This window comes from Paraburkholderia lycopersici, from assembly GCF_900096975.1.
GTDB lineage: Bacteria > Pseudomonadota > Gammaproteobacteria > Burkholderiales > Burkholderiaceae > Paraburkholderia > Paraburkholderia lycopersici.
In genome coordinates, this window is the sequence record NZ_FMYQ01000002.1 from 87062 (window position 1) to 103717 (window position 16656).

16 protein-coding genes are annotated in these 16656 nt (G+C 64.6%); 10 read left to right on the forward strand and 6 right to left on the reverse strand.

Features of this window, described 5'->3' with window-relative positions; translation table 11 throughout:
- Positions 1-13: 13 nt before the first annotated feature.
- From BLU17_RS03295 to BLU17_RS03305, 3 genes are all read left to right on the forward strand, one after another.
- Positions 14-433, forward strand: a complete 420-nt coding sequence (locus BLU17_RS03295) for a MarR family winged helix-turn-helix transcriptional regulator (protein WP_091994383.1) — start codon at positions 14-16, stop codon at positions 431-433.
- Positions 434-522: 89 nt separating this feature from the next.
- Positions 523-1830: a chloride channel protein gene (locus tag BLU17_RS03300; RefSeq protein ID WP_091994387.1), complete on the forward strand. Its 1308-nt coding sequence runs from the start codon at positions 523-525 to the stop codon at positions 1828-1830.
- A gap of 151 nt (positions 1831-1981) precedes the next feature.
- Positions 1982-2383, forward strand: coding sequence for a hypothetical protein (locus BLU17_RS03305; RefSeq protein WP_091994390.1), 402 nt, complete (start codon positions 1982-1984; stop codon positions 2381-2383).
- Position 2384: 1 nt separating this feature from the next.
- Here the strand turns inward: BLU17_RS03305 and BLU17_RS03310 are convergent, their stop codons facing one another.
- Positions 2385-3401, reverse strand: coding sequence for a 2-hydroxyacid dehydrogenase (locus tag BLU17_RS03310; RefSeq protein ID WP_281247796.1), 1017 nt, complete (start codon positions 3399-3401; stop codon positions 2385-2387).
- 602 nt (positions 3402-4003) lie between these two features.
- Between BLU17_RS03310 and BLU17_RS03315 the strand changes: the two genes are divergently transcribed.
- Positions 4004-5488: an NfeD family protein gene (locus BLU17_RS03315; RefSeq protein ID WP_091994396.1), complete on the forward strand. Its 1485-nt coding sequence runs from the start codon at positions 4004-4006 to the stop codon at positions 5486-5488.
- Entirely contained in the window at positions 5485-6258 is a 774-nt protein-coding gene (locus BLU17_RS03320; protein WP_091994399.1) for a slipin family protein, read from the forward strand. The genes BLU17_RS03315 and BLU17_RS03320 overlap by 4 nt, the downstream gene beginning before the upstream one ends.
- A gap of 51 nt (positions 6259-6309) precedes the next feature.
- On the opposite strand, the gene BLU17_RS03325 is transcribed toward BLU17_RS03320, so the two are convergent.
- Positions 6310-7212 (reverse strand): aspartyl/asparaginyl beta-hydroxylase domain-containing protein, encoded by a 903-nt coding sequence (locus tag BLU17_RS03325; RefSeq protein WP_091994401.1) that lies wholly within the window; start codon positions 7210-7212, stop codon positions 6310-6312.
- A gap of 436 nt (positions 7213-7648) precedes the next feature.
- Here BLU17_RS03325 and BLU17_RS03330 point away from each other — a divergent pair, with 436 nt between their 5' ends.
- Positions 7649-8431, forward strand: a complete 783-nt coding sequence (locus BLU17_RS03330) for an HAD-IIB family hydrolase (RefSeq protein WP_091994403.1) — start codon at positions 7649-7651, stop codon at positions 8429-8431.
- 257 nt (positions 8432-8688) lie between these two features.
- Here BLU17_RS03330 and BLU17_RS03335 read toward each other — a convergent pair whose 3' ends face one another.
- On the reverse strand, positions 8689-9132 hold the full coding sequence (locus BLU17_RS03335; protein ID WP_091994406.1) for a winged helix-turn-helix transcriptional regulator: 444 nt from the start codon (positions 9130-9132) through the stop codon (positions 8689-8691).
- A gap of 110 nt (positions 9133-9242) precedes the next feature.
- Between BLU17_RS03335 and BLU17_RS03340 the strand changes: the two genes are divergently transcribed.
- From BLU17_RS03340 to BLU17_RS33600, 3 genes are all read left to right on the forward strand, one after another.
- Positions 9243-10487, forward strand: a complete 1245-nt coding sequence (locus BLU17_RS03340) for an MFS transporter (protein ID WP_091994408.1) — start codon at positions 9243-9245, stop codon at positions 10485-10487.
- A gap of 21 nt (positions 10488-10508) precedes the next feature.
- Positions 10509-11867 carry a pyridoxal phosphate-dependent decarboxylase family protein gene (locus tag BLU17_RS03345; RefSeq protein ID WP_091994411.1) on the forward strand — a complete coding sequence of 453 codons (1359 nt, stop codon included), beginning with the start codon at positions 10509-10511 and terminating at the stop codon, positions 11865-11867.
- A gap of 202 nt (positions 11868-12069) precedes the next feature.
- Entirely contained in the window at positions 12070-12228 is a 159-nt protein-coding gene (locus tag BLU17_RS33600; RefSeq protein WP_281247799.1) for a zinc-binding dehydrogenase, read from the forward strand.
- On the opposite strand, the gene BLU17_RS03355 is transcribed toward BLU17_RS33600, so the two are convergent.
- Entirely contained in the window at positions 12225-12698 is a 474-nt protein-coding gene (locus BLU17_RS03355; RefSeq protein ID WP_245746714.1) for a MerR family transcriptional regulator, read from the reverse strand. The two genes, BLU17_RS33600 and BLU17_RS03355, sit on opposite strands and share 4 nt — an antisense overlap.
- Between BLU17_RS03355 and BLU17_RS03360 the strand changes: the two genes are divergently transcribed.
- Positions 12697-13494, forward strand: a complete 798-nt coding sequence (locus tag BLU17_RS03360) for an alpha/beta fold hydrolase (RefSeq protein WP_091994417.1) — start codon at positions 12697-12699, stop codon at positions 13492-13494. The two genes, BLU17_RS03355 and BLU17_RS03360, sit on opposite strands and share 2 nt — an antisense overlap.
- A gap of 448 nt (positions 13495-13942) precedes the next feature.
- Here BLU17_RS03360 and BLU17_RS03365 read toward each other — a convergent pair whose 3' ends face one another.
- Together BLU17_RS03365 and BLU17_RS03370 are read right to left on the reverse strand one after the other, a co-directional pair.
- Positions 13943-15646 (reverse strand): ABC transporter ATP-binding protein, encoded by a 1704-nt coding sequence (locus tag BLU17_RS03365; RefSeq protein WP_091994420.1) that lies wholly within the window; start codon positions 15644-15646, stop codon positions 13943-13945.
- 9 nt (positions 15647-15655) lie between these two features.
- Positions 15656-16630 carry an ABC transporter permease gene (locus BLU17_RS03370; RefSeq protein ID WP_091994423.1) on the reverse strand — a complete coding sequence of 325 codons (975 nt, stop codon included), beginning with the start codon at positions 16628-16630 and terminating at the stop codon, positions 15656-15658.
- Positions 16631-16656: the final 26 nt, after the last annotated feature.

Genomic DNA, 16656 nt, shown 5'->3' on the forward strand with positions numbered 1-16656 from the left:
TCAGGGACAGCACATGAATTCAGGCAAATCATCCAGGCGTACGCTTCCGGGCAAGCGCGATCTCGAAGCCATGTCGGCGTTCCGGTACGACCTGCGGAAGTTTCTGCGGGCTTCAGAAGAAATTGCCAATGCCGCCGGCATCACGACGCTCCAGTATCAGTTGCTGCTGCACGTGTGCGGCTTCCCCGACCGGCAATGGGCAACCGTAGGCGAACTCGCGGAGCGGTTGCAGGCGGCGCCGAACGGCACGGCAGCGCTCGTCTCGCGCTGCGAATCGGCGGGCCTCGTGAAGCGCAAACCCGATCCCGCCGACCGCCGCCAGGTGCAGGTCCACCTCACGGCGAAAGGCGAGAAGTTCCTGCTCGAACTCGCGGCCGAACACAAGGCGATCTACGGCGCGTTTGGCTGGGTGTTCGACGAAGCAGGCGGCTAGCCCCGGCCGCACTGGCCTGAAACGCCGCGCCGGTCGCCCAGCCAATTTATGTCACAATATGCCTTAAATGGCGTTTTTCCGGCGATCCCATGCGATTTCCCACCTTTGTTGACCGTCGCACCATCCTGCGCAGCCAGCGGCGCTGGCTATATTTCGGCGTGTTCTGGCTTGGCGCCGTCGCGACGGGACTCGTGGCGGTCTTGTATGCGCGGCTCATCGACTTCGGCTACGACGTCTTTCTGCGGATGATCGCCCACAACTGGTGGTTGCCGCTCGTCATCACGCCGGCAATCGCGGCGTTCAGCGTCTGGGCCACGCGCCGCTGGTTTCCGGGCTCGGAGGGCAGCGGCATCCCGCAGGTCATCGCGACGCTGCACGACGTGCGCGGACTCGGCCCGCGTCTGCTTACGCTGCGCATCCTGATCGGCAAGATCGCCCTCTCGTTTCTCGCGATCCTCGGCGGATTCACGATCGGCCGCGAAGGCCCGACGATTCATGTGGGCGCGGCGCTGATGTTCAGCCTGCGGCGTTTCTACCCGGCACGGCTGCGCAGCATTTATGGCGTCGGCCTCGAATACAAGCTCGCGCTCGCGGGCGCGGCCGCCGGTCTGTCCGCCGCGTTCAATGCGCCGCTCGCGGGCGTCGTATTCGCCATCGAGGAACTCACACGCAGCTTCGAAGCCCGGACCAGCGGCGTCATCATCACGGCGATCATCTTTGCGGGCGTCGTCTCGCTCGCCCTGCAAGGCAACTACGTGTATTTCGGCACGATCGCCATCGCAGGGAAATTGCCCGATCTGCTCGCCGTCGCGGTCATTCTGGTCGGTGCGATTACAGGGCTGGCGGGCGGCGTGTTCTGCTGGCTGCTGCTCAACACCGGCCGATGGATGCCCGCCCGGTTATTCGCTCTCCGAAATGATCATCCCGTGGTATTCGGCGCGCTGTGCGGCCTGTTCATCGCCGTGATCGGCGTGGCGAGCGGCGGTCATCTGTTCGGCAGCGGCTATGCGGAAGCCCGCGGCATGCTCGAAGGCCATTCGCAGCTTGGCGCGGCCTATCCGGTCCTGAAGATGGCCTCGATGGTGGGCTCGTATCTGCCGGGCACGCCAGGTGGTCTCTTTGCGCCGTCTCTCGCAATCGGCGCGGGCGTCGGCAATGCGCTGCATATGGTGTTCGGCCAAATGCAGCTGCCGATGCTGATCGCGCTCGGCATGGTCGGCTATCTGGCCGCCGTCACGCAAAGCCCGATCACAGCGTTCGTCATCGTCATCGAAATGATCGACGGGCACGCGCTGGTAATCTCGTTGATGGCGACCGCGCTGATTTCGAGCCAGACATCGAAGCTGTTCGCGCCGCCGCTTTACGAAGCGCTGGCGCAGCGCTACCTGAAGCGTTGACCCAGGCAGACCGGACCGAGGCCCGGCCCTCGACCGCGTACTGAACGACCAGCCGCGGCTGGCGACCGGAGCGCTTGCCGCGCCCCACGCGCCTCGTGCGCGCGATGTATGATTTCGGCGGGATCGCGCACCGTATATCGTGGGGTACGTCATGGGAAGCGAATGGAAACGCCGCATCAGGCTGTTTATCCAGCGTTTCTGGCAGCCGACCAGCGCATGCATGACGTGTATGCCGGGGAGCTGGGGCAACGTCATGAGCCTCACCCATTGGGCGATTGCATTCAAGACGGGGCTGCTTACCGGCGCGCTGGCCGTGCTGCTTACCTTCACGCCGGCGGCGAAGTGGTACGCAAATCGCTATGGCAACGCACTGCTCGTTGGCTGCCTGACCGCAGCACGCGATGCCTACTCGCACACGAGCCGCTACCGCTTTCATTTTCTCGAACACATCGCGACGGGGGTCGTGTCAGGCCTGTTTGCACTCGCCGCGTCGTACCTCTTCGAGGACCGCGCACGCCGCATACGCATGGTATGGGTACGCCTGTTCGGATGATTCAACCGCGCCCGGCGGAAGGCGTGTCGCCTGGCGCATCCACGATATTGCACGGCGCACCCTCACGCCAGGCCGCGACGTTGCGCAGCGTCGTCTGCGCGATCTCGTTCATCGCTTCGCGCGTAAAGAATGCCTGGTGGGACGTGACGATCACGTTCGGAAACATCAGCAGGCGTGCGAGCACGTCGTCCTGCAATGGTGCATCCGAGTGGTCCTCGAAAAAAAGCCCGCCTTCCTCCTCGTACACATCGAGACCCAGGTGCCCCAATTGGCCGCTCTTGAGCGCATCGACGAGCGCGCCGCTTTCCACAAGTCCGCCGCGCCCGGTATTGATCAGCATGGCGCCGCGCTTCATTTTCGCGAGCGCGTGACGGTCGATCAGGTGGCGTGTCGCCGGCACCAGCGGGCAATGCAGGCTCACCACGTCCGACTGCGCGAGGAGGGTATCGAGCGCGACATAGCGCGCGCCGAGCGCCAGCAGGTCGGTGGCCGGCGTGCCCGGATCGTGGGCGAGAACCTGCATGCCGAAGCCCGCCATGATGCGCGCGAAGCACCGGCCGATAATGCCCGTACCGATCACGCCGACCGTCTTGCCGTGCAGGTCGAAACCGAGCAGCCCGGCGAGCGAAAAGTCGCCTTCGCGCGTGCGCGAGACGGCGCGCGGCAGTTTGCGGTTCAGCGCGAGGATCAGCCCGACAGCGTGTTCGGCCACGGCATGGGGCGAGTACGCGGGCACCCGCGCGACGGCGATGCCAAGGCGCTGCGCCGCCAGCAGATCGACATGGTTGAAGCCCGCCGAGCGCAGCGCGACGAGGCGCGTGCCGCCCTTATGGAGGCGTTCGAGTGCAGGCGCGTCGAGCGTATCGTTCACGAACGGGCATACCACGTCGTACCCGTCGGCGAGAACGGCGGTATCGGCATCGAGATGCGATTCCTGGAAGTGCAAATCATATTGAAAAGCCGCATTCGCTTCGGCAAACGTGTCGATGTCGTATTGGCGGGCGCTGAACAGGATCATGCGTGGACGAGCTGAAGTAGAGGTACGGGTTCCCGACATGGAGACCTCATGCGAGCTTGGTGTGCGCACGGTGCGCACAATTCGCGCCTTGACCGGGACCATGAAGCGTTTGCGGGAACCGGACGGCTGGCGGGCCGGTGCATCGGCGTTCCGACAATGGTACCAGCAGCACGACGGGAGATCAGGGTCCGGCATGCGCAGGTTACACGCAGCGGCGGGAGCCTGCCGCGTGGGCTGAAGATCATGTCCACCCGTAATGGCGGACACGTGGCAGCCCGGCTCCGTATCGATACCAATGCCAAGGGCAGCAGTCAGACTGCCGGCCAGCGGAACTTGCGTCGACCGGTTGGCTTTTCTCACTGCTCCCGGGCGCTCCCGTAAGTCAACGCAATATCAGCCACAAAGCCGTCGCACCCAGTCCCGGTTCGGGCGTTCCATTCAGAAAACGGCGGAATAACCATGCGGCGCAACGTTCGGCGTGCTCCACAGCCGGTTCGCGCTTTATGCGGAAAGCGCCTAATCTTCAGATATCGGCTCTTGCCCCATCTGCGAACCGGAGCGCGCGCCGGCGTGCGTCGCATTCCGGCCGTTCTGGACTCCCGATGCGCGATCATCGCCCCTCGCATGCCGCGGTGCACGACGCGCCGCACACCCATCCGCAGCACCCGCTGGCGGCGCGGCTTGCTCGGGGCGTGTTGTTCGTGGCGCTGCTCGTTGCGTGGGCCGTCGCGGCCGCCATCGGCGCATTCGCGGCGAACCCGCCCATCGTCGTCATGACCGTGAACGGGGCGATCGGCCCCGCGAGCGCCGATTTCATCGTCCGGTCGCTGGAACGCGCCGCACGTGAGCGCGCGCCGCTCGCGGTTCTCGAACTCGATACGCCTGGCGGCCTCGACACCTCGATGCGCCAGATCATCAAGGCTATCCTCGCCTCACCGGTGCCGGTCGCGGCGTTCGTCGCACCCAGCGGCGCGCGCGCCGCGAGCGCGGGCACCTATATCGTCTATGCCAGCCATTTCGCGGCGATGGCGCCCGGCACCAACCTCGGCGCCGCGTCGCCGGTGCAGATCGGTGTGGGCGGTCCGCCAGCCGGCCCGGAAGCGGCCTCGGGCGCCTCGGCCGCGCACGGCGACGACACCGCATCGACCGAAACCCGCAAGGCCACACACGACGCCGCCGCCTACATTCGCGGCCTCGCGCAACTGCGCGGGCGCAACGCCGCGTGGGGCGAGCGCGCGGTGCGCGAGGCCGTGAGCCTCTCGGACGAAGAGGCGCGCGACCAGCATGTGATCGACCTCGTCGCGCAGGATCCCGCCGATCTCGCGCGCCAGCTCGACGGCCGCACCGTCACGACCACCGCGGGCGCGCAGCGCCTCGCAACCGCGCATGCGCCGCTCGAAGTCGTCGCGCCCGACTGGCGCAACCGCTTCCTCTCGATCATCGCCGACCCGAATGTCGCGCTGATCCTGCTGACGATCGGCATTTACGGGCTCTTCTTCGAGTTCGCGAACCCCGGCTTCGTGCTGCCCGGCGTGGCGGGCGCGACCTGCCTCCTTGTCGGCCTGTTCGCCATGCAGTTGCTCCCCGTGAACTACGCGGGCCTCGCGCTCGTGCTGCTCGGGCTCGCGTGCCTCGTCGCGGAGGCATTTCTGCCGACCTTTGGCGTGCTCGGCTTCGGCGGCCTCGTCGCGTTCGCGATCGGCGCGCTCATGCTGATCGACACCAGCGTGCCCGGCTACGGCATCCCGATACCGCTCGTCGCGGGCCTCGGGCTAGGCGGCGCCGCGTTCGTCGCAACGGTGTCGAGCGTGGCGCTGCGCGCGCGACGGCGGCCCGTGGTGACGGGTGCCGAGGCCATCGTAGGCAGTATCGGCGAAGTGATCGACGACGGCCTGCATCCCGATCCGCGACCCGGCCACACGGCCTTTTCCACTGGCTGGGCGCGCGTGCACGGCGAGCGCTGGCATGTGGCATGCGCGACACCGCTCGCCGCCGGAAGCCGCGTGCGCGTGAGTTCGCGCAGCGGCCTCACGCTCACCGTCGTGCCGCTGCGCGACGCGGCGCACAACGAAGGAGAACGTTCATGATCGGCTACACGTTCGGTTTCACCGGTCTGCTGATCGCGCTGGCGATACTGATCGCCTTGTCGTCGATCCGCATCTTCAAGGAATATGAGCGCGGCGTCGTGTTCATGCTCGGGCGCTTCTGGAAGGTCAAGGGGCCGGGCCTCGTGCTCATCATCCCCGTGGTGCAGGTGGCCGTGCGCATCGACCTGCGCACCGTGGTGTTCGACGTGCCGTCGCAGGATGTCATCACGCGCGACAACGTTTCGGTGAAGGTGAACGCCGTGGTCTATTTTCGCGTGGTGGACCCGGAAAAGGCCGTGATTCAGGTCGCGCGCTACGTCGAGGCGACGAGCCAGCTCGCGCAAACCACGTTGCGCGCCGTGCTCGGCAAGCACGAACTCGACGCACTGCTCGCCGAGCGCGAGCAGTTGAACGCCGATATCCAGAAGGTGCTCGATTCGCAAACGGACGCGTGGGGCATCAAGGTGTCGAACGTGGAGATCAAGCACGTCGACCTCAACGAAACCATGATCCGCGCGATCGCCCGCCAGGCCGAAGCGGAGCGCGAGCGCCGCGCGAAGGTGATTCACGCGGAAGGCGAACTGCAGGCGTCCGAAAAATTGCTGCAGGCGGCGCAATGTCTCGCGCAGCAGCCGCAAGCCATGCAACTGCGCTATCTGCAGACGCTCACCACGATCGCCGCCGACAAGAACTCGACCATCGTCTTCCCGCTGCCGATCGAATTGCTCAACGCGCTGATCGCGCGCGCGGACACGCCGCGCGAGCGTTGAAGGACGCCGGGTGCAGGCGCGTTTTCGCGCACTGGTCCGGTGCCGGCACTCTCAGTGCCAGAAGATCGCAAGGAGAATGGCGCTGAATAAACACCACTTCATGACGTAGTAGGTCGTGCGGTTCCATGCCTTGAGCCGCTTACCTGCGAGGCGTACCGAATAGATATAGCGGAACGCGTGATTCAATCCTCCTGTACGGTCACCGGTTCCGTTCGGCGAAGCTGCCATCCGCATCAGGAAATCGCCGACGATGCGATTAACAGCCCCGGCCCAACGGTACTTCATTGGTCGCTCAATGTCGCAAAAGAGGACGATGCGATCCTGTTCTGTGTGGTTGGCGGCATGGTGCAGATAAGTCTCGTCGAACACGACGTCCTCGCCATCGCGCCACGAGTACGGAATACCATCGACGACGATCGCGCAGCGGTCGTCGTTCGGCGTGGTGAGCCCGAGATGATAGCGCAGCGATCCGGCGAATGGATCGCGGTGCGGATTGAGCGATCCGTTGGCAGGCAACATCGCGAACATCGCTGCCTTCACAGTCGGAATACGCTGCAGAATCTCGATTGTCCGAGGGCAAAGCGCTGCCGCGGAAGGATGTGGATCGCCGTACCATTTCAGGTAAAAGCGTTTCCAGCCGGTACGGAAAAACGAATTGAAGCCAATGTCATTATATTTCGCGGCAGACTGAATACGGCTTGCATCGCGAAGTGCAAGCGCTTCTTCGCGAAAGGTTTTCCACTCGCTTTTGAGTAATGAGAGTTCTGGAAAATACGAAGTCGGAATATACGGCGTATTCGGAACTGCAGAGAAAATATAGGCGAAATAGTTCAGCGGCGCGGTGAATGTCGAATGATCGCCGAGCTGCCGAAAGAAACTGCCGTGACGCGTGTTGCCACGGCGGTGCGTGTACGCCGCGCATAACAGAAAGAGGATGAGAAAGACCCAACGCATAGAAAACGACCCAGTCCGGTACAAAACTGGAAAGATTTTAAGAAATTTTGTGGTTGATCGCCACGAAGCCGACCAGCCAACGGCCAACGCTTCTGAATTTCGCTCGATATTGGGGTAGTGCCGAAGAGCGCATCGCGACGCAGATCCATAGGCGTCGTGCCTGCCTGATCGGGCGACCTGGACCGTCACCTGACGCGGCGCCAGTTTTTCCGACCCGGGCCTCCGGCGCCGGAAGTGCCTTGCGATCGAGCAGCCCCGCATCCTGAACGCCATAAATTCAGGTCTCCGGTTAGGCAATCTCGCCCTAACGCTCCACGGTTTCCTCCGAAGAATCAGAAGAACAGAATCATGATATAAATCCAGGCCAATGGAATGCTACGCCAACGGCCTGTCGGCACGTGACGAATAGTGAACCACCAGAGAATCCGGAGAGTCCATGCGCGCACTATCCGAAGCACCAGACAATGAATTCCGCCATGTCCGCTTCGTCCTGACCGACATGGACGAAACGCTCACCTGGCAGGGCAGGCTGTCAGCCGGAACCTATACCGCGCTTGAACACCTTCAGGCCGCCGGCGTGCACGTCATTCCGGTCACCGCAGCACCCGCTGGCTGGTGCGACCAGATGGCACGAATGTGGCCAGTTGACGGCGTTATCGGAGAAAACGGCGGACTGTATTTCGAGCGCTCGGAAACTGGGCATGGCATTGTCCGACATTACTGGCATCCCGATGAGTCACGCATCGAGATTTCCGAACGTCTCAGGGCCATTGCAGACACCGTGATGACGACACTGCCGGGCACCCGGTTTGCCGACGATCAGCCATTCAGGTTGAGCAGCATTGCTTTTGCCCGCCCGGACGACCCCGCCGCTGGCGATCGGATTGTCCGCGCGCTGAGAGACGCGGGAGCCGACGTAACGATCAACAACCTGTGGATTCTTGGCTGGCTCGGCGGATACGACAAGCTCTCGATGACGCGTCGCATCCTTGCGGAACAATACGGTATCGATATTGATCGCGAACGCGATGCCATCCTCTACAGTGGCGATTCGACCAACGACGCGCCCATGTTCGCGTTTTTCACGCACACCGTCGGCGTCAGCACCGTGACGCAGTACCTGGATCAGATTCCAGTTCCGCCATGCTGGATCACACGCGGCCCCGGTGGCACAGGCTTCATCGAAGCTGCGGAAGCCGTCATTCGCGCCAGGAAATAGCCCGATCATTGCCCGCAGCGGAAGCCGCTCATTCAACGATCGATGTCGGGAACGACCTCCGGACCCTATTGCCTATCCGGTCGCGCCGGATACGTAAAACCGCAGCAGCGCCCCGAATTCTTCGCGTGCGAACACGCGCGCTGCTTTCCCCGATCCCGTGTTCTGCGCTCCACCACATCCGGGCAAGATCGTGTACCTTCGGCCGCCCGGAATACCGGTAATGAACAACGGGTAAGCCGATCGCGCATGGCTTCACGTTACTTTTGCCGCACCTCGGTCGCGGCCGGTACCAGCACTGTGCCGTCTTTCGCCGTCGGAGCCATGAACGGAATCGGCTTGCCGGTACGTTTATCGACCAGCATCGAATGGTGTTCGCCGCGCCCGAACAGGTACCGTTCGCCCCATTGCTGCAAGGCCACGACGACAGGGAACAGATGTTCCCCCTTGGCCGTCAGCACGTATTCCTGATAAGCCGTGCCATCCGATGCCGGCCGGGTCGCCAGAATCCCCTCCTCGACCAGGTGACCAAGACGGTCGGACAAAATGTTGCGGGCGACACCCAGATTGCGCTGGATGTCGCCGAAGCGATGGATGCCATCGAAGACGTCGCGCAGGACCAGCAGCGACCAGCGATCGCCGATCACATCCACTGAACGGGCGACGGGGCAGGTTCCCCCACTGACTGATTTACGGCGTGGCATGGCGTCTCTTCCGGCCAATATGTGGCCCACAATGTAGTTGCATTTTAAAACTGTACGCTCTAGCATTCAATCAGTTTTGTTTTGAAACCAGATTGAACAGACACTGGATCATGCAGACCTCTTCCGCGTCACCGTTGCCATCGAGCGGGAGCAACACTTCCGCTCGCCCTGCGGACCTGCCCCGCAGTCTGGTATGCCTCTTCGCCACCGCCAGCGGATTGAGCGTGGCGAACGTCTATTACGCGCAGCCGCTGCTTGATGTGCTGGCGAGGGATTTCGGCATCACCCATGCAGCTATCGGCGGCGTGGTCACGGCAACGCAGATCGGCTGCGCGCTGGCCTTGCTGCTGCTCGTGCCGCTGGGCGACCGGGTGAATCGCCGCCGGCTGATGGCAATGCAGTTGCTGGCGCTGGTGATCGCACTCGCAACGGTTGGCATGACGCGGTCGGCTTCTGCGCTGCTGGCGGGCATGCTCGCCGTCGGTCTGCTGGGTACGGCCATGACCCAAGGGCTCATCGCCTATGCGGCCAGCGCCGCTGCACCCCATGAGCAAGGCCGCGTCGTCGGCGCAGCGCAAGGCGGCGTCTTCATCGGCCTGCTGCTGGCACGGGTATTCGCCGGGGCCGTAAGCGATCTTGCCGGATGGCGTGGCGTGTACTTCTGTGCTGCCGTGCTGATGTCGGCGATCGCGCTGCCCCTGTGGCGACGATTGCCCGCGTTGACCACGACGCCCGACCCGATGAGCTACCCGAGACTGATTGCATCCATGCTGACGCTGCTGCGGCAGGACACGGTGTTGCAGGTGCGCGGCGTGCTGGCGCTGCTGATGTTCTCGGCACTCAACATTTTCTGGAGTGCGCTGGTGCTGCCATTGAGCGCGCGGCCCTATGGTTTCTCACATACCCTCATCGGTGCGTTTGGTCTGGTGGGTGCGGTTGGCGCGCTGGCCGCCGCGCGCGCCGGGAAATGGGCCGACCGGGGATACGGCCAGCGCACCAGTGGAGCGGCACTCGCATTACTGCTGCTGTCCTGGTGGCCGCTGTCACTCATGGGGGGCTCGACCGGTGCCCTCGTGGCCGGCATCGTGCTGCTCGACCTGGGCGCCCAGGCGCTCCACGTCACCAACCAGAGCATGATCTTTCGCACCCGTCCCGAGGCGCATAGTCGACTGGTCGGCCTTTACATGCTGTTCTACGCGGTCGGTAGCGGGCTGGGCGCAATCGGGACGACAACGACCTATGCCCGTGCCGGCTGGCAGGGCGTGTGCCGGCTGGGCGCCGTTGTCAGCCTGCTGGCGTTGCTGTTCTGGTGGGTGACGCGGCGCACGATACCTGCCGTCTCGCCGCAGGCCTGAAACGAAAAAAAGGGAGCAAAAATGAACGAACTGGATTTGCTGGGCCAGGCCGATGCACGCGGCCGGCGCTATACCGAAACGAACGCACATCGCCGGGTATTTCCTTCAGCCGACGCCATCGCCGCACTGGCGGCCTTTGACGAACCGCTGCCCGAACACGGCCTGTCCGCCGAAGACACGCTGGCGCTGCTGGACGACGTGGGATCGCCCGCCACCACCGCGTCCAATGGCCCGCGTTACTTCGGTTTTGTGATCGGGGCCTCGTTACCGGCCGCTGCGGCTGCGGAACGGCTGATGCTGGCGTGGGATCAGTGTGCGTCGACATTCGGTAACTCACCGGTATCGGCCACCCTGGAACGCATCACGGCCCGCTGGGTACTCGATGCACTGGATTTACCGCGAGACAGCGCCGTGGGATTCGGTACCAGCGCCACGGCCTGCACGTTGACCGCGCTGGTCGCCGCACGGCGCACGTTACTTGCCCGGCAGGGCTGGGACTTCGACAGGCTGGGCCTGCACGGCGCTCCCGAAATCAAGGTGGTGGTCTCCGACCTGGTTCACATCACGGTCAGGAAAGCGTTGCGCGTGCTGGGTTTCGGGCAGCAACAGATTGTCCATGCGCCAGTCGATGCCCAGGGGCGAGTCGATGCCTCCCGGCTGCCGCCGCTCGATGAGCACACGATCCTGTGCCTGCAGGCTGGCGAGGTGAATACCGGCGCATTCGACCCGTTCGAGCAGATTATTCCGGTTGCCAGAAAGGCCGGTGCCTGGGTGCATGTGGATGGCGCATTCGGCCTGTGGGCGCGTGCGTCGTCGCTGGCCCACCTGACACGGGGCATCGAGCACGCCGACAGCTGGACGACCGACGCGCATAAATGGCTGAACACGCCCTACGACTGCGCCATGACGATTTGCCGCGATGCACAGGCACTGTCGGAAGCCATGAACAGCGACGCGGTGTATTCCGGCGCAAGCGCTGACGCACAGAAGAACCTCACGCTGGAATTCTCGCGCCGCCCCCGGGGCATTCCGGTGTGGGCGGCGTTGCGCAGCCTCGGCCGCAAGGGCATCGCCGGACTGGTCGAGCGACACTGCTCGCAGGCCCGTCGCGTCGGCGAGGGCTTGGCGCAGGCCGGCTTCGAGGTGCTGAACCGGATCACGCTCAACCAGGTGCTGTTCCGTTGCCCGACCGACGCGCAGACACTGGCAGTTTGCGCGGCGGTACAGGAAAGCGGCGAAGCATGGTTCGGCGGCACCGTCTGGCAGGGACGTCCCGCGATGCGTATCAGCGTATCGTCCTGGCGCACGACGGACTCGGATATTGATGCACTGCTGGACCTGATCGTAAGGGTGAGCCATCCCGTCCGGGCCAGTGTCTGACTTCTGCCTACCGAGTTCCGGCGTCTGCGCGGTTCCGGCGCGGTCTTGCCGGCGGCACTGACCGATTGCCTGGTGTCGAACACCGTAAAGTAACTGAAGTCTCCACTGGAACAAGCTCGTGCCGCGGGCGCAGACGAGGCGATCAACTACGTGACGCGCCCGACTGGAAACGCGAAGTACGGCCGCGGACTCGACTCAGCATCTGGTCCGGGTCGCGAAGTTCCAGGCGCAACACGGACTCCATCCGGTCGTGGATCGTGAGTTCGACTTCGGCGATGTCCCGCAGGCTTACGCGCCTCTGCGCGACAGGGCGCATGTGGGCAAGGTCGTGGTGCGCGTAGCAGGGCAGGAAGCACGCTAGCGCTGCGAGCCCGGATTGTGCCCGCAAGCACTATCAGCCTCGACACTATTCAGGAAGCTCGCGACGATCTGTCTGCTCTCGCCAATGTCTCGAAGCTTCTCGTCGAGTTTCTCGACTTCCTGCCGCAATGCAGCCCGGACTTCCCTGCACGGTTCGAAGCGTGGCTGGTTGTCCAGAATGCACGGCAGCAGGATGCGGATGGTCTCGATCTTCAATCCCGCGGCATTTAGCATGCGTATGCGCTGGGCGGCCTGTACTTCAGCATCGCCATAGTCGCGGTAACCGGCGTCCGTGCGCGCTGGCTGCAGCAAGCCTTCCTGTTCGTAGTAGCGCAGCATCCGCTCGCTGGTACCGGTGTAACGCGCCAGTTCTCCGATTCTCATGACGGCCCCCCAATAGTCCTTGACCTTGACAGCGCTGTCAGAGTTTAGCCTTGGATCGTCTTTCACAAAAGCGGGGTTCAGGGTCATGGCGGTGGTCGAAATTGATCGTGCGAAGGTCTCTTACCGGGTCGACGGGCACGGGCCTGGACTGGTGCTGGTACATGGCACTGGCGGAAATGGAGAAAGCAACTGGGGACATCTGGTCGGACGGCTCGCAGCGGACTGGACTGTGGTGCGGCCCGACTATGCCGGTTCTGGAGCAACCGCCGATGACGGACAGCCCTTGTCCGTGCCGGTTCTGGCTGCGCAGGTCGTCGGGGCCGCACGGGCGGCCGGCGCGGCGCCCTTCGATCTTGCAGGCTTCTCGCTGGGAGCGAGCATAGCCGCCTACATCGCGGCCGAATACCCGGACGACGTGCGCGCGGTGGTACTGCTGGCGGGTTTTGCGTCGGGGGCCGACAGCCGCATGCAACTGGAGTTCGGACTGTGGCGCGACCTGATCCGCACCGACCGACGCGCGATGGCCAGGCTGGTTCTGCTAACCGGCTTCAGTCCCGACTTCGTGCGGGAGCTCACCGTGCAGCAGATCGAGGAGAACATCGACGCCATCGTCAGTGGCAACCAGTGGGAGGGCATGGCTCGACAGGTGGCGCTGGACCTCTCGCTGGACGTGAGCGAGCAAGCCAGACGCATCAACAAGCCCACCCTGGTCATTGGCTGCACCCAGGACCAGATGGTACCGACTGCTCACGCGCGGGCACTGGCAGCCACGATTCCGGGCGCACGGTACGCGGAACTGGAAAGTGGTCATCTGGCGCCGCTGGAGAAGCCTGATGAATTCGTGCGGCTGATGACGGATTTCCTTCGTGCCGGGAAACAGTAAGCGCCCGGCTTCTTCTCCCGATGCTGGCCGCCTTTGTCGCACGGACTACTGAATACTTTCCCATGGGCCTGTTGACGCAGATTGCCGGTGAAAAGTGCCGCCGGCGCAGGCAGGCTTCCTCGTGAGCGGCTACGCATGAATTGCGGCGTCGACAGCAGCGCCCTTCACCCTGACGACCCGGCGACTGCCCCGGCGCCCGTATTCGCCGGATTGCCTGGCATCATTGCGTTGGCGACGGCCGTTGCCTCTTCGATATCGAGGCCCGGCAGCGCGGCGACGAACGCCTCGCCGCCCCACGATGTCTTTGGCTGTCCATGCGGAGCATCCCAATAACGGCTTGGCGGGTCGATCTCTGCGGAACGCGCTTATCGATATCGCACACGGGTCATTGCACCGTGCATTTGCGCGCTCGCGCGATGCCCGCAATGAACGGCTTCGCCGCGTGCCTTCACGCCGCTTCGGCTTGCAGCTCGCGGCCTGGAATCGCGGCCAGCAGCGTGCGCGTATACGGATGCCGGGGTTCGCGCCAGATATCCCGGTGGTCGCCGCTTTCGACGATCCTGCCCTGCTGCATCACATGCACACGGTCGGCGATGTAACGCACGACCGAGAGATCGTGCGAGATGAAGAGCATGGAAAGCCCCAACTCGCGCTTGAGTTCGACTAGCAGATTGAGGACTTGCGCCTGGATCGAGACGTCCAGCGCCGATACCGGCTCGTCGCAGATCAGAAACGCGGGTTCGAGCACCAGCGCACGCGCAATACCGATACGCTGACGCTGCCCGCCCGAAAATTCATGCGGAAAACGCGCGAGCGCCGCCGCGGGAAGACCCACGCGCTCCAGCACCGAGCGCACGCGAGCACGGCGCGCTATCGCGTCGCCCATGCCGTTCACGGCCAGCACGGTTTCGAGAATGTCGCCCACCGTGCGGCGAGGGTTGAGCGATGCATAGGGATCCTGAAAGACCATCTGGAACTTGCGCCGCAAAGGCCGCAGCGAACGCTCGCCGAGCTCGGCGAGATCGGTCCCGTCTAGCTCGATCGAGCCGCTCGCAACCGGCGTGAGGCGCATGATCGCACGCGAAAGCGTGGACTTGCCGCAGCCCGACTCGCCCACGAGCCCGACCGTCTCGCCCCGGCCGATATCGAACGACACGCCGTCCACGGCATGATGCGCCGGCGCGCCATGGCGCGGCGGATACGTCACGCGCAGGTCGCGCACGGCGAGCAGCGGCGCGGTATCCGCAATCTGAATGTTCGACGCCGTGCGTTCGGGCACCGTGCGCGGCACCACCACGAAGCCGCCCTCCTCACCGGGCCGGTCCGACGTTGCCGTGTGACGGATTTCCGGCAAGGTCCACGATCGATAGTGCAGATCGTCGGCCAGATTGAGCGAAGCGCTCAGGAGTCCTCGTGTATAGGCGTGGCGCGGATGCGCAAACAGTTCCGGCGTCGCCGCCTCCTCGACCTTGCGCCCGGCCAGCATCACCGCCACGTGGTCCGCGTGGTCGGCCACGACGCCCAGGTCGTGCGTGATCAGCAAGAGCGACATCGATAGCTCGCGGCGCAATGCGTCGAGCAGTTCGAGGATGCGCGCCTGGATCGTCACGTCAAGCGCGGTAGTGGGTTCGTCGGCAATCAGCAGACGGGGGCGGCACGCCACCGCCATTGCGATCATCACGCGCTGGCGCTGGCCGCCCGAAAGCTCGTGCGGATAGTCGTCGAAGCGGCGCTGCGGCTCGGGCATGCGTACGAGATCGAGCAGTTCGATGGCGCGCGCGCGGGCGGCCCGGCGCGACAGCGCTTCGTGCTGGCGCAGCGTCTCCACGATCTGCGCGCCAGCCGGAAGCACGGGATTGAGCGAGGTCATCGGCTCCTGAAAGATCATCGAGATCCGACTGCCGCGCAGTTCGCGCACCGCCTTGGGCGGCAAACCCAGCAGTTCGCGCCCCTCAAAGCGCACGCTACCCGTGACGCGCCCGGGCTCTGGAACGAGCTGCATGAGCGAAAGCGCCGTCGCGGATTTGCCGCTGCCCGACTCGCCCACCAGCGCCAGCGTCTCTCCCGCCGCGATATCGAAGCTCACACCGCGCACGGCTTCGTGCGCCCCGAATTTCACGCGCAGATCGCGCACTTCGAGCAGTTGGCTCACGTGACACCTTTACGGTCGTTGCCGTTGACGCGGATTGAGGGCCTCGTTCAGCCCGTCGCCGAGCAGATTGAGCGCAAGCACCGCGAGTACGATGGCCGCGCCGGGAATCGCCGTGAGATACCACGCGGCGCGCAGCGAATCGCGGCCGGAACCGATCATCGAGCCCCAGCTCACGACGTTCGGGTCGCCCATGCCGAGAAACGACAGCGACGACTCGATCAAAATAGCGCTCGCCACCATCACCGAGGCCGTGACGATCACGGGCGGCAGCGCATTGGGCAGGATCTCGCCGAAGATGATTCGCGTATTGCCGAACCCCTGACTGCGCGCCGCGAGTACGAAATCCGAGCGCCGCAGCGCGCGGAATTCCGCACGCACGATGCGCGCGACCGTGGGCCAGGAGGCAATGCCGATGGCGAGCGCGATCACCACCACGCTGGGCCGCCCGATCGCCACGAGCACGATCACCAGCAAAAAGGATGGCACGGTCTGGAACAGTTCGGTCACGCGTACCAGCGCGTCGTCGATCAGGTTTCCGAAATAGCCGCCGATAGCGCCCACGAACGTGCCGATCACGAGCCCGATGCCGGCCGAGGCCGCGCCGATCAGCAGCGACACGCGCGCGCCATACGCCACGCCCGCCGCCACGTCCCGCCCGAGCGAGTCGGTGCCAAGCCAGAATTGCGGGTCGCTGCCCGGCCACTCGAACGGGCCTCCCACCATGTCGAGCGGATCGCCGGGGTAGAGTCGCGGCGCGAGCACGGCAAGCAGCACGAACGCGGCGAGCAGCAGGAGACCGGCGCATGCCGAAGGATTGCGCAACAGCGCCCGCCAGAAAGCGCGCCCGGCGCGCCGCGCGGGTGCGCCATCGGCATCGGCGCCACGGCGGCCGGCCAGCGCCGACGCCAGCTGGCGACGCCACGGCGACCCCTGGTGCGCGGCCGCCCGGGCATGACCCGGCAGATCCGGCGATTCGAAACTCATTGAGGTTCCTCCGATGACGACTCGCA

Bases quoted from the DNA above. Each gene is read 5' to 3' on its own strand.
- BLU17_RS03295 (WP_091994383.1), top strand. From the start codon at position 14: ATGAATTCAGGCAAATCATCCAGGCGTACGCTTCCGGGCAAGCGCGAT.
- BLU17_RS03300 (WP_091994387.1), top strand. From the start codon at position 523: ATGCGATTTCCCACCTTTGTTGACCGTCGCACCATCCTGCGCAGCCAG.
- BLU17_RS03305 (WP_091994390.1), top strand. From the start codon at position 1,982: ATGGGAAGCGAATGGAAACGCCGCATCAGGCTGTTTATCCAGCGTTTC.
- BLU17_RS03310 (WP_281247796.1), bottom strand. From the start codon at position 3,401: ATGATCCTGTTCAGCGCCCGCCAATACGACATCGACACGTTTGCCGAA.
- BLU17_RS03315 (WP_091994396.1), top strand. From the start codon at position 4,004: ATGCGCGATCATCGCCCCTCGCATGCCGCGGTGCACGACGCGCCGCAC.
- BLU17_RS03320 (WP_091994399.1), top strand. From the start codon at position 5,485: ATGATCGGCTACACGTTCGGTTTCACCGGTCTGCTGATCGCGCTGGCG.
- BLU17_RS03325 (WP_091994401.1), bottom strand. From the start codon at position 7,212: ATGCGTTGGGTCTTTCTCATCCTCTTTCTGTTATGCGCGGCGTACACG.
- BLU17_RS03330 (WP_091994403.1), top strand. From the start codon at position 7,649: ATGCGCGCACTATCCGAAGCACCAGACAATGAATTCCGCCATGTCCGC.
- BLU17_RS03335 (WP_091994406.1), bottom strand. From the start codon at position 9,132: ATGCCACGCCGTAAATCAGTCAGTGGGGGAACCTGCCCCGTCGCCCGT.
- BLU17_RS03340 (WP_091994408.1), top strand. From the start codon at position 9,243: ATGCAGACCTCTTCCGCGTCACCGTTGCCATCGAGCGGGAGCAACACT.
- BLU17_RS03345 (WP_091994411.1), top strand. From the start codon at position 10,509: ATGAACGAACTGGATTTGCTGGGCCAGGCCGATGCACGCGGCCGGCGC.
- BLU17_RS03360 (WP_091994417.1), top strand. From the start codon at position 12,697: ATGGCGGTGGTCGAAATTGATCGTGCGAAGGTCTCTTACCGGGTCGAC.
- BLU17_RS03355 (WP_245746714.1), bottom strand. From the start codon at position 12,698: ATGACCCTGAACCCCGCTTTTGTGAAAGACGATCCAAGGCTAAACTCT.
- BLU17_RS03370 (WP_091994423.1), bottom strand. From the start codon at position 16,630: ATGAGTTTCGAATCGCCGGATCTGCCGGGTCATGCCCGGGCGGCCGCG.